General features: G+C 44.9%; 10 protein-coding genes and 1 riboswitch. Of the genes, 2 read left to right on the top strand and 8 right to left on the bottom strand.

Going from position 1 to position 13,065, the window contains the following annotated elements; translation table 11 throughout:
• Positions 1-38: 38 nt before the first annotated feature.
• The 7 genes from AOQ29_RS07390 to leuS form a co-directional block, all read right to left on the bottom strand.
• The gene (locus tag AOQ29_RS07390) at positions 39-737 is read right to left on the bottom strand and encodes a hypothetical protein (protein WP_061993837.1); all 699 of its coding nucleotides are present in this window, start codon (positions 735-737) and stop codon (positions 39-41) included.
• A 225-nt stretch (positions 738-962) separates the two neighbouring features.
• Complete coding sequence (guaA, locus tag AOQ29_RS07395; RefSeq protein WP_061993838.1) at positions 963-2,504, bottom strand: glutamine-hydrolyzing GMP synthase; 1,542 nt, start codon at positions 2,502-2,504, stop codon at positions 963-965.
• A 3-nt stretch (positions 2,505-2,507) separates the two neighbouring features.
• A complete protein-coding gene (locus tag AOQ29_RS07400) occupies positions 2,508-3,467 on the bottom strand; it encodes an IMP dehydrogenase (RefSeq protein WP_061993839.1) in 960 nt (319 codons plus the stop codon).
• 36 nt (positions 3,468-3,503) lie between these two features.
• Complete coding sequence (gene guaB, locus AOQ29_RS07405) at positions 3,504-4,616, bottom strand: IMP dehydrogenase (RefSeq protein WP_061993840.1); 1,113 nt, start codon at positions 4,614-4,616, stop codon at positions 3,504-3,506.
• An 87-nt stretch (positions 4,617-4,703) separates the two neighbouring features.
• A riboswitch (purine riboswitch) is annotated at positions 4,704-4,800 on the bottom strand.
• A gap of 102 nt (positions 4,801-4,902) precedes the next feature.
• Entirely contained in the window at positions 4,903-5,892 is a 990-nt protein-coding gene (locus AOQ29_RS07410) for a YitT family protein (protein WP_061993841.1), read from the bottom strand.
• A gap of 142 nt (positions 5,893-6,034) precedes the next feature.
• A complete protein-coding gene (locus AOQ29_RS07415; RefSeq protein ID WP_061993842.1) occupies positions 6,035-8,071 on the bottom strand; it encodes a putative polysaccharide biosynthesis protein in 2,037 nt (678 codons plus the stop codon).
• Between the two features lie 109 nt (positions 8,072-8,180).
• A complete protein-coding gene (gene leuS / locus AOQ29_RS07420; protein WP_061993843.1) occupies positions 8,181-10,616 on the bottom strand; it encodes a leucine--tRNA ligase in 2,436 nt (811 codons plus the stop codon).
• A gap of 317 nt (positions 10,617-10,933) precedes the next feature.
• Here leuS and AOQ29_RS07425 point away from each other — a divergent pair, with 317 nt between their 5' ends.
• Together AOQ29_RS07425 and AOQ29_RS08370 are read left to right on the top strand one after the other, a co-directional pair.
• Positions 10,934-11,464 carry a hypothetical protein gene (locus AOQ29_RS07425; RefSeq protein ID WP_061993844.1) on the top strand — a complete coding sequence of 177 codons (531 nt, stop codon included), beginning with the start codon at positions 10,934-10,936 and terminating at the stop codon, positions 11,462-11,464.
• Between the two features lie 56 nt (positions 11,465-11,520).
• The gene (locus AOQ29_RS08370) at positions 11,521-11,652 is read left to right on the top strand and encodes a hypothetical protein (protein ID WP_275936587.1); all 132 of its coding nucleotides are present in this window, start codon (positions 11,521-11,523) and stop codon (positions 11,650-11,652) included.
• 112 nt (positions 11,653-11,764) lie between these two features.
• Here AOQ29_RS08370 and tuf read toward each other — a convergent pair whose 3' ends face one another.
• The gene (gene tuf, locus AOQ29_RS07430; protein WP_061993845.1) at positions 11,765-12,952 is read right to left on the bottom strand and encodes an elongation factor Tu; all 1,188 of its coding nucleotides are present in this window, start codon (positions 12,950-12,952) and stop codon (positions 11,765-11,767) included.
• Between the last annotated feature and the right edge of the window lie 113 nt (positions 12,953-13,065).

Consider the following 13,065-nt stretch of genomic DNA (forward strand, 5'->3'; position numbering starts at 1 on the left):
TAAAAATTGAAAGCCTGACTTTTGCCAAATAAATTACTTTACAGTAACCATGTCCTCTTCATTGCATCCTCAAACGTTAGTTCTAAACCTTTAACAGGAGATGGATTTGTAATTTTAACTATCCCATATTCACCGATGTAAACCAAACCCTTTCGGATTACATATTCACAAGAAAAATCAATCTGACCATTTTTATTAACAAATTTAGCCTGGTTACCGGCAAAAACAATCTTTGAATTTTGTGGGTAAGCATCAGAACTAGCAGGCTTGTATCGATAAGAACCAGACATTTGTGGTGTCGTCTTTTTCTGGTGGGCCTTTGTGTAGATACCGATATTACCCTCCGACGTCGAAAGAATTAAGTGCTTGTGGGAATCATCCCAGAACCCCTTAAATTTTAGTGTTTGAATCGTAATTTCCATCTGACCTGTCCAGACATTTGTCACTCGATAGGTTCCACTTACCTGATCTCCTGCCTGAATACCAAAAATCCCAACCTCAGGACTGTCACTTATTGTCCTCAAGGTAACGCGGTGATGACTAGTAATTTTCAATTGAGTAGCGACTTTTAATCCCACCAGAGATTCTGATAGTTGATGGTCATAGGTCCCCTCGATATTGGTATTTTTGTCAATTCGATTTATAACCCAACTAGTTCCAACACCAATAACCAACAACGTCAGTATCAGTAAAGTGCAGACTTGCTTTTTCGAAAGTAATCGAGCAAATTTTTTCATTTTTCTTCTCCTAGATACGTAATAACTAATTGAGTTATTCATTTTTATCAATTAAAATCAATCCATTCTTCCCTCAAAAACAATGATTCTATTTTAACATATTGCCCGTGTCTGGTCGGATTGCTACTAACATGGCCAGATAGTATGGGCCTCAACTATAGTTTCAACTAAAAAAAAACCTGTTCAAAGTGAACAAGGTCTTTTAAAAATCAAGCAATTTTATATTTATTCCCACTCAACCGTTGCTGGTGGCTTAGCGGTAATGTCGTACACGACTCGGTTAATGTGGTCGACTTCGTTAACAATCCGTGATGAGACCTTTTGCAAGACATCCCATGGCAAACGGGCAAAGTCAGCCGTCATCCCATCAACAGAAGTGATGGCCCGAACAGCAATCGTGTATTCATAGGTTCTAAAGTCCCCCATGACCCCGACTGACTTATTGTTGGTCAAGACAGTAAAGTACTGCCAAACGTCGGCCTCAAGACCCGCCTTGGCGATTTCATCGCGCAAGATGTAGTCTGATTCACGAACAGTTTCCAAACGGTCTTCGGTGATGGCACCCATGATACGGATACCCAAACCAGGACCAGGGAATGGCTGACGCCAAACCAATTCGTGGTCCATGTTTAACTCTTCCCCTAAGGCGCGAGCTTCATCCTTGAACAACTTGTTCAATGGTTCGATCAACTTGAAGTGCATTTCTTCTGGCAAGCCACCAACATTGTGGTGAGACTTGATGGTCTGAGCAGTGTCAGTTCCAGATTCGATGACATCAGTATACAAAGTTCCTTGAGCTAGGAAATCAACATCCTTCAACTTCAAGGCTTCATCGTTAAAGACTTCGATGAATTCGTTACCGATAATCTTACGCTTTTGTTCAGGGTCAGTAACATCAGCCAACTTTGACAAGAAACGTTCTTGGGCATCAACCTTGATGATGTTCAAACCGAACTTGCCACCTAACATGTCCATAACTTGTTGGGCTTCGTTCTTCCGCAACAAACCGTGGTCAACGAAGATACAAGTTAATTGGTCACCGATGGCCTTTTGGAGCAAAACCCCAACAACTGAGGAATCAACCCCACCTGACAAACCGAGCAAGACCTTCTTGTCGCCAACTTCGGCACGAATCTTTTCGATTTGTTCATCGATAAAGCCGGCCATCGTCCATGAGGCGTCGGCACCAGCAACTTCGATAACGAAGTTCTTGATGATTTCCTTCCCATGTTCTGACAAAGTGGTTTCTGAATGGAATTGTACTCCGTACAACCGGTCCTTGTCGTTAGCAATTGCAGCGATTGGTGTCTTTTCAGACCCAGCAGCAACGACGAAGTTTTCTGGCAACTTTGTCACGTTGTCTGAGTGAGACATCAAGACAACTTGTTCTTCGGGTGTGCCAGCAAAGAGCTTTGATGGTTCCGTTTGCTTGATGACAGTTTGACCAAATTCCCCGTTACCAGGGTTGGCTTCAACTTTTCCACCCAAGTGTTGGGCCATCAATTGCATGCCGTAGCAAACACCCAAAACAGGGATACCAAGCTTGAAGACTTCTGGATCAATCTTGAAGGCATCGTCTTCATAAACTGACTTTGGTCCACCTGAGAGGATAATTCCTTTGGGGTTGTAGGCCTTGATTTCATCAATGGTCATCTTTGATGACTTCAATTCAGAAAAAACGCCCAATTCACGGACACGGCGCGTGATTAATTGGTTGTATTGTGACCCATAGTCCAATACTAAGATTTTGTCATTACCTGTGGTCATGGCTTAGTCTCTTTCTTGTTCAACGTAGTTCGGTGCTTTTTTCGTAATTTCCACATCGTGGGGGTGTGATTCTTTCAAGCCATTATCCGTAATTTGGACAAATTGCGCTTTCTCTTTCAAATCAACAACCGTATGTGACCCAGTATAACCCATTCCGGCCCGGAGCCCACCATCAATTTGGAAAACAGCATCGGCTGGAACTTCTTCTTTGGCAAGGTAATCTGAAACCATCACCAGGTCAGCCCCACCGGCCAAGGCTTTAACAACATCCCCAGAATAGTGGATTCCACCCTGGGCAATCACAGCCTTGTTCAATGGGGTAGCTACTTCAGCCAAGCCCATCACTGTCGTCAAGAATGGATAGTGGATATCATCTGGCCAGGCAGAATGGACTGACCGACCAGCGATAACGGCGTCAGCGCCCAAGGCCAAAACCTTTTCTGCTGCGGCTGGGTCTTCCAAGGTTCCAACTGCCAAAACGGCGTTTTGCAATTGATCCTTCACAGCCTTGATAGCTGCGGCAACTTCTTCCGTTACGTCATCATTTAAGTACAAGAAGACGGCTGATACGCCGGCTTCAACCAAGGCTGCTACGCGGTCTTGGACATCAGCTGTTAACCAAACCTCGGCTCCAACGGCGTATGTTTCGTCAGCGGCAGTCAAAGTCTGTGGGCTCACTGCCAAATCAACAGCTGTTCCCTTAATGGCAACAACTTGAGCTGCTTGATCTTCAATCTTTTCAGTTGCTGGTACCAAGCCTAAACCACCTGATTGCGCAATTGCCAAGATTACTTCCTTGGCATCAGCTGCTGGGTTCAATGGTGCCCCAGCCAATGGGTTGGCTAATTCTAAGGCACCCAATTTTGTTTTCAAATCAACTAAGTGAGGCAAAACATTTGATGCTGCTGGCACGAGCAAGGTTTCATCGTAGCCCAGTCCGTGTTGTGCATGTGTGTCAGTCATAATTTCTCCCGATCAATCGTTTAGTGTTCGCAAAAATTACAAAGAAGCTTGGTAGTCAAAGACACCAGTGGTCTTTTCGACGTTATCAGCTTGGTCGATGGCTTCTTGGACAGTTTTAACACCCATTTCAGCCATTTCATGGCGGACGTGGTCCAAAATTGGCCCTAAGATATCAGCCAAAGTACCCTTGTAGGCAACGCGGGCTTCAATTCCTTCTGGAACCATCTTCTTGGCTTCATTAACTTCACCTTGGAAGTACCGGTCCTTTGACCCGTTTTCCATGGCTGCAATTGAACCCATGCCCCGGTAGAACTTAAACTTTTGGCCGTTGTCTTCAAAGACCTCACCAGGAGTTTCCTTTGTTCCTGAGAACATTGAACCGAGCATCACGGCATTTCCACCCATGGCAATCGCCTTCATGATGTCATCAGCGGTCTTAGCCCCACCATCAGCGATGATGGTCTTACCACGGCGCTTAGCTTCCTTAGCAGCGTCACGAATAGCTGACAACTGTGGTACACCGATTCCGGCGACAACACGAGTTGTACAAATTGAACCAGGTCCGATTCCAACTTTAACCACATCGGCACCGGCATCGTAAAGGTCTGAAGCAGCTCCCTCTGTGGCGATGTTACCGGCAATAATGTTGACATCTGGGAAAGCATCCTTAACTTCACGAACCTTGCGTAAAACGCCTTCTGATTGGCCGTGGGCAGAATCCAAGATAATAGCATCGGCACCGGCATCAACCATGGCACCAGCCCGGTCAACCGTATCGTTAGTAACACCAACAGCACCGGCAACAATCAAGGCACCATTAGCATCAGTTGCCGCATTGGGAAACTTTTCCAAATCAACGGGGTGGGCCTTAACCTTAGCAATTTCACCTGCTTGGGCAGCAATTGTCATGTTCTTGTGAACGACACCAAGACCACCAAACTGGGCCAAAGTAATGGCAAAGTTGGCTTCAGTGACTGTATCCATTGCAGCGGAAAGCAAAGGGATTTTGAGCTTCAAAGTTGGTGTCAACTCAGTTTCAAGAGAAACATCATCTAATGCTACGTCGTCTTGTTTAGGGGCTGACATTTGCATGTCATCAAAAGTCAAACCCATTGGGACGAACTTATTTTTGATCTTAAATTCTGCCATGATTCTCCTCACCATCTGTACAAATATATCTACCAAAAAAGCACTTTGCTAGCAATAACAGCTCCGCAAAATGCTCCCTAAAAAGTTTAGAAGTTCGCATTCACGGATAGTCACGGCTTTGGGTGCGTGGTAGAGACTGCTGGCCATTTTCCAGCGATATATCTGTAAATTCCTCTTAAATTGTTATATCTATTGTACTTGGTTTTTTCTCATTTAGCAATAAAAATTTCCGAACATTCAAATAAAAAATGCTGGTTCCACATTTCGCGGACAACCAGCATCAGTTTTATTTTGAATCGTCTTGATGTTGCTCTTTAAGTTGTTCCAACTGGTCAGCTAATTGTTGTTCAGCTTCCAATTGGGCGTCAATCGTGACCGCCTTGGGCCCCATTGATTTTTTCATTTGCAACTGCCGGTCGGCATCGAGGAATTCACCTGCCACCGAAACAGTTGATAAGAAGTTAATAAAGGCCCGCGGATCAACTGCACGAACAGTTTCTTGCATTTCAAAAAGTTCAAACCGTGATAGAACCATCATCAAGGTTGTTGACTCACGCTTAGTGTATGCACCTTCTGAGGGCAAGATAGTAATACCGCGAATTAAGTCACGGTGCAAAGCATCGATAACCTCTTCGCCCTTAGAAGTGACAATCATTGCCGTCAATTTCTGATATCCGGTATAGATACTGTCAATCATCCGTCCAGTCGCATAAATACCAATCAAAGTATAAAGGGCGTTCTGCCAGCCAATAAATGATCCAGACAAAAGAACAATGATGAAATTGACCATATTTGAGAAGACACCAATCGACTTTCCTGTTCGTTTCTGAACCACCATCGAAATGATATCAAGGCCACCAGTTGAAAAACCATAACGAAGGGCAATTCCTACGGAAGCACCGACTAACAATCCCCCAAAGAGTGAGGCCAGCAAAGGCTGGGTCGTAAAGTGGTGAACCGGCACGAAAATCAAACAAAATGAAACGGCGACCGCATTCAGAAATGATAAGATAGTAAACTTACCGCCAATCAATTTCCAACCCATAATTCCAATTGGGATGTTAAAAATCAAGAAGAATAATCCGGTTGGAATATGCACATGCCAAAAATCCAATGTCAAAAGTGACAACAACTGGGAAACCCCGTTAATTCCAACTGAGAAAATGTCATTTGGGATTAAAAAATAGTTCAGACCGAAGACCTGAAGACCCACAGAAATGATAAAAACAGCACCAGTTAAGGCACTCTTCCGCCAAGATTTAATACGAGCTTGCATGGCAGCCTCACTTTCAAAAAAGAATTTTGTATTCAAGTTTCATAATATCATAGACTAGCCCCATCTACAGCCCTTGATTTTAAAAATTTCAAAGAAAAATGACTAGGGATTTCCCTAGTCATTCAGGCTTTAAACGATATTGTTATTTTTGACCGCGTGCCAAAACTTGGCGCAACAAGCCCATCTTCTTGTACAAGATAACCAAGACGACTAAACCGGCACCAACACCTAAGGCAGTGGCTAAGCCAGCCCCGATCTTAGACGTTGCCGCCAAAAGATAATGGGTTGAAAGCCAGGACACTGCAAAGGCAACAATTGCCATTATAATCGCAGCAACATAAGTCTTTGTCATGGTTGTCCGAATCGTTCCTAATGAGACGTGGTACTCTCGTTTGAGGAACTTCATCATCAAAATCAATGACCAACCCAATCCAAGGGCGGTAGCAATCAAGGCCCCCATCCCCTGGAAGAGGTAAATCAAGGGTGCTTGGACAATTAGCTTAATCAAGAAGCCCCAACCAAAGGCCCGCATCACCTCTGTTCCATGGGACAAGGCCTGTAAGATAAAGGCCAAGAGCATGAAGAAGGACATAATTACCGTCAAAAATGCGGAGAACTGCAAGAGGTAAACCCCTTCTTGAACAGTATGGTCGATTGGGTAGAAGAACCGGTAGAGCGGGTCAGCGATGGCATACATCCCCAATGCCGATGGAATAAGGACCAGTGAGGTTAGGCGCAAAACCGCTACCAACTGTTCCTTCAACTCCTTGGCATTCCCAGCCGCTTTCTTAGCAGCCAAGATTGGCAAGGCCGTCGCAGCGATACTAGTGGCAAAGGAAATCACGATCATGACCAACTTATTCGGATTAGCCGAAAAGAGGGCGAATTGAATTTGTAAATTATTAGCCGTTGAATGGAAGAAGGTCTTCATCAATGGGAAGTAGGTGTACTGGTCAACGAACAAGAAGAGGTTGGTTGATGACCCAATCACGACAAAAGGCCATGATTCCTTCAAGATACTCCAAACCAGGTCCAAAGCCTTAGCAGTGGGTTCTGGTGTCTTTTCATCAGAGCTAGCGCTGCGACCGGCATTGCTCCGCTGAGCTAAGACCGCCTGCTCATCCGGCACACCCGCAACTGGGTGAATTAACCGTGCATAGCGGACCCAGCCATAGCCCAAGACCGCCATTGAGAACAAGGCTCCAATAAAGGCAGCAAAGGTGGATTGAACAACCGCACCGGTCCAGTTACTGCTATCATGGCTCAAAACCAACCATGTTGCTCCAAGCAAATAAATCACCCGGCCAACTTGTTCAAAGATATCAGACATGGCCGAGATGTGCATTAACTGGTGACCTTGAAAAATCCCTCGAATCATTGACATAACCGGGAAAATCAGGACAGCCGGAGCCAAGGAATGTAAGACTGGCACAACCGCCGAGTTGCCATTCGACAAGGCCGGTGCAGCCACATAAAGCAAAATTGAGAAGACAATTCCCAAAATCACACCAATTTGCAAGGACTTGATTGTCAAAGACCAGAGACCCTTTTGATCTTTTTTGGCAATTAACTGAGCCATGACCTTCGAAATCGCCGATGGAAATCCAAAGGTCGCAATCGAAAGCAAAATAGCATAGATGTTATAACCCTGAGAAAACAAGGCGTTTCCCTGGTTGGCTGCTTGGCCTAACATCGCTAACCATGGCAAGATGTAGACTGCCCCGAGCAGCCGGGACACGATGTTTCCTAACGACAGCCAAAAAGATCCGCGAACCAGGGCATTATTGCCCCCACCTTGACTTTGGTCTAAGGCCTGACTATCACTAGCCGACTGGCCAAAACTAGCAACAGCTTCATCAGCTAAGGTCGTGACTTCATCACCCTGACTTGCGGCCCAATCTTGCTGGTTCTTTTGGCGAGTTTCTTGTCGCTTAACTAGATCTTTCGACGCTTTTTGCCGGGCCTTTTTTTCTGATGAAAAAGACCACCAACTCTGCTTTTTACTATAGGGTTTATTTAACCGTGACTTGCCAAAGGACTTCGCCCGCCGGCTTTTTGGCCGTAAGTTTACTTCCAACTTGGCTAAGAGTTCATCCGCCGTTAACAATTGGTTATCAAGGGCACTACGGTCAAGTGGTCCTTGCTTTTTTTCTTGATTTTGATTTGAATCCTGGGACATGCTTTTATCACCTTTAAATATGTATCCCGGCGGTTGGTTAAACAACCGTCAGGTCAATCTTGGAATCATTAGCATTAATCAGCTAAAGACTAAGATAACACGTTACCTCTTACTTGGCAACAATATTGACGAACTTACCTGGAATGGCAATTACCTTTTTGATATCCAAACCTTCTAAGTTCTTTTGAATCTTGTCATCTGCTTTGGCAGCAGCAATCATGTCATCTTGGCTAGCGTCAACCGACATAACTTGCTTTGAACGAACCTTACCGTTAATTTGGAAAATAATTTCCTTACTATCATCAACCAAGGCAGATTCGTCATAAGTAGGCCAAGCAACATATGTGATTGATTCCGTTGAACCGGTCAACTTTGACCAAAGTTCTTCAGCCAAGTGCGGTGCAAATGGCGCCAACATTTGAACGAAGCCCTCCATGTAAGCTTCTGGCAAAGCATCAGCCTTGTATGCATCATTGATGAAGACCATCATGGCTGAAATAGCCGTGTTGAAATGCAAGTTTTCCAAGTCTTCCGTGACCTTCTTAACGGTCATGTTGTACTCTTTTTTCAACGTGTCATCGTTAACCTTGTCAGTCAACTTATCAGTCAATGATCCATCTTCTTGAACGAACAAGCGCCAAACCCGGTCTAACCAACGGCGTGATCCTGTCACCCCTTCTTCAGACCAAGGCTTACTTTGCGTCAAAGGACCCATGAACATTTCATAAATCCGCAAAGTGTCGGCCCCGTATTCGTTGACGATATCATCAGGGTTAACAACGTTACCCTTTGACTTTGACATCTTTTCGTGGTTTTCACCCAAAATCATTCCTTGGTTAACCAGCTTGTGGAACGGTTCCTTTTCCTTGACAACACCCAAGTCGTACAAGACCTTGTTCCAGAACCGGGCGTAGAGGAGGTGCAAAACAGCGTGTTCAGCCCCACCAACGTACAAATCAACATTCTTCCAGTAAGCCAATTTTTCAGGATCTGCTAAAGCATTTTCGTTGCGAGGGTCAACATAGCGCAAGAAGTACCATGATGAACCGGCCCACTGAGGCATCGTATTCGTTTCACGACGACCCTTCATACCATCTTCACGAGTAACTTCCAACCAGTCCTTGGCATTGGCCAAAGGTGATTCACCAGTTCCAGACGGCTTCAATTGTTCTTCTGTCATGTCTGGCAAGCGCAATGGCAATTCATCTTCGGGAACCAAAGTTTGCGTGCCATCTTCCCAATGGATAACAGGAATTGGTTCACCCCAGTAACGTTGACGAGAGAAAATCCAATCACGCAAGCGGTAGTTAACCTTCTTTTCACCGTCGCCATGTTCTTCCAGCCATTCAATCATGGCGTCAATGGCTTCTTGCTTACCCATCCCGTTCAAGAAACCAGAATTGATATGCACCCCAGTACCTGTGTAAGCTTCATCAGACAAGTCACCACCTTCGATGACTGGCGTAATCTTTAAGTCAAATTTCTTAGCAAAGTCGTAATCACGTTGGTCGTGGGCACCAACACCCATAACGGCACCAGTTCCATATGAACCTAGGACATAGTCGGCAATCCAGATTGGTAACAAGTCACCATTGACTGGGTTTTTCGCATAAGCCCCAGTGAAGACCCCTGACTTATCCTTGTTCAAGTCTGTTCGTTCCAAATCAGACTTCAAGGCAATCTTTTCTTGGTAAGCAGCGACAGCAGCCTTTTGGTCGGCTGTTGTGATTTGGTCGACCAAATCATGTTCCGGTGCCAAGACCAGGTATGAGGCCCCGAACAAAGTATCAGGACGGGTTGAGAAAACTTCAATTTTTTCACCAGCATGGTTTTCAACATCAAAACGAATTGAGGCCCCAATTGAACGACCAATCCAGTTGCGTTGTTGTTCCTTGATGGCTTCTGGCCAATCCAAACCATCCAAATCATCGATTAAGCGGTCGGCATAGGCCGTAATCCGCAAAACCCATTGCTTCATTGGCTTACGGTAAACGGGGTAACCACCACGTTCCGTCTTACCATTAATGACTTCTTCGTTGGAAACAACCAAACCACCACCTGGGAAGTCTGGTGCCCAGTTAACCATGATTTCATCTTCATAGGCTAAGCCCATTTCGTAGAGCTTTTCAAAAATCCATTGGGTCCAACGGTAATAGTTAGGGTCAGTCGTTTTGATTTCCCGGTCCCAGTCATAAGAGAATCCCAATGATTGAACTTGGTTCTTGAAAACTTGGATATTTTGATCTGTAAAGGTAGCTGGGTTATTTCCAGTCTTCAAAGCATACTGTTCAGCGGGCAAACCAAAGGCATCCCATCCCATTGGATGTAAGACGTTCTTCCCCTGTGCACGCTTAAACCGCGACACAATATCCGTTGCCGTATACCCTTCAGGGTGACCAACGTGGAGTCCTTGACCAGATGGGTAAGGGAACATGTCCATGACAAAGTACTTTTCCTTGTCTGACTTGTCGTCCGCCTTAAAGGTCTTGTTTTCTTCCCAATAGTGTTGCCACTTTCCTTCAATCTTCTTGTGATCGTATCCCATTTTTTCCTCCATCAAACAAAAAAAGCCCTATGTTAGACAAAAAAAGCCTAACATAGGGCGATTATCACCGCGGTACCACCTACGTTTTGTCCAAATTAATGAACCTCAAGAATGCCTTAACGCAGCAAAAACGTACCGACTACTGGACTTCACCGGCAGGTGCATCAACCGAGTTCGTGATTTTAGTTGGTAGACTCGCAGTCCCGTCTACTTTCTGAAGCTCCGCTATCACTACTAGTGTTGAAAAGTAACTTTATTATAGCACAAGGTCACAAAAATTCGCTATACTAGGACTAAGAAAACAAGTGGAGTACATGATGCAAATTTCAAATCGTTCATTTATTCAAAATATTTTAGAAAATACCATCCAAGCTGGCGCCCTAGTTTTGGACGGTGCCGCCGCTACCGGGCTTAACACCCGATTTTTAGCCAGTCGCGTTGGTAGCCAAGGTCAAGTATTGAGCTTCCACCAGCACAAGGAAGACGCTAACAAGACCGCTTCTTCCCTCTTTATGGCCGGTCTGCAAGACCGGGTAGCCGTAATTAATGGCGAATTGGATGCTAGTAAGCTCCAGGCCGAAATTGGTAAGTTTACCAAGTTAGACCTAGCCATCCTTGATTATGGGTCAGACACCGACCAGGCCCTTCCGGTAGCAGAGCAAATCACAGACCAGGCTCAGCTTTTATTTGATCACCTAAAAGATACCGGTCTTCTGGTGGTCAATATCGCCAAAAACAATAATCAAGGACCACAAAGTTTCTCACTTACTGATGAAGATATGGAAAACGCGACCTACCAAACAACAACTGATACAACCTACCTCTTTGAAAAAGTACCAGCAGAATAACAGTTAAAATCGTGCTATAATAGGTGCCAATCAAAGCCAATTGGAGGAAACATGCGATGGGACGAATTGTTAACCAAGAAGAACGTATCAATACACCTTTAGAAGATTTGATTAGCATGCCCGCTGTCGACGCGGAAGCCGATAAGGCTGCTCGTGACAAGGCCTTGGGACAAGATAAGAACAAATAGTGAAATAAAAGGAGGCAACCAGCTGAACAGCTGGTTGCCTCCTTTTTTTGTAGCCCAATTTACTGCAAAGAAAAAAGCCCACCTAAGTGGACTTTTTTGAAAAATAATTAGATTATTCTTCGATTTCAGTAACAGTTCCGGCACCAACAGTGTGGCCACCTTCACGAACAGTAAACTTCAATCCCTTTTCAATGGCAACTGGTGCAATCAATTCAACGTCGAACGTTACTTGATCACCAGGCATAACCATTTCAACACCTGCTGGCAATTCTACGACACCAGTAACATCAGTTGTGTGGAAGTAGAATTGTGGACGGTAGTTAGTGAAGAATGGCGTGTGACGGCCTCCTTCTTCCTTAGTCAAGACATAAACTTCAGCCATGAACTTCTTGTGAGTCTTGATTGAGCCAGGAGCAGCCAAAACTTGACCACGTTCGATCTGGTCACGATCAACACCACGAAGCAATGCACCGATGTTGTCACCAGCTTGAGCTTCTTCCAAAGTCTTACGGAACATTTCGATTCCAGTAACCGTAGTCTTTTGGATTTCTTCCTTCAAACCAACGATTTCAACTTCAGTACCAGTAGTCAAGACACCACGGTCAACACGACCTGAAGCAACAGTACCACGACCAGTGATCGTAAATACGTCTTCGATAGGCATCAAGAATGGCTTGTCATCTTCACGTGCTGGAGTTGGGATGTAAGTATCAACAGCATCCATCAATTCCAAGATAACCTTAGCTTGTTCTTCGTCGCCTTCCAATGCCTTCAAAGCTGATCCCTTGATAACTGGGATATCATCGCCTGGGAAGTCATATTCTGACAACAATTCACGAACTTCGATTTCAACCAATTCGATTAATTCTTCATCATCAACCAAGTCAGTCTTGTTCAAGAAGACAACCAAATGTTCAACACCAACCTGGCGAGCAAGCAAGATGTGTTCGCGAGTTTGTGGCATAGGACCATCAGTTGCGGCAACAACAAGGATGGCACCATCCATTTGTGCGGCACCAGTGATCATGTTCTTAACGTAATCGGCGTGACCTGGGGCATCGATGTGGGCGTAGTGACGAGCATCCGTCTCATATTCGATATGAGAAGTGTTGATCGTGATACCACGTTCCTTTTCTTCAGGAGCGTTATCGATTTCAGCGAAATCAGTAGCAGTTCCACCATCTTTTTTTGCCAATACCTTTGAGATAGCAGCAGTCAAAGTAGTCTTTCCGTGATCGACGTGTCCGATCGTACCAATGTTAACGTGGGGCTTATTGCGAACGTAAGTTTCCTTAGCCAATGTAGTTTCCTCCAATTTTGTCTCTCAGTTTGTCCCGAGAAAATCGTATGTTTATATTTTACAACGCCTGGGCCATAAAGGCAACCTTAATCAGCGTTTTTCTGGCACTTAAG

The sequence above is a fragment of the Fructobacillus ficulneus genome, assembly GCF_001047075.2.
Classification (GTDB): Bacteria; Bacillota; Bacilli; order Lactobacillales; family Lactobacillaceae; genus Fructobacillus; species Fructobacillus ficulneus.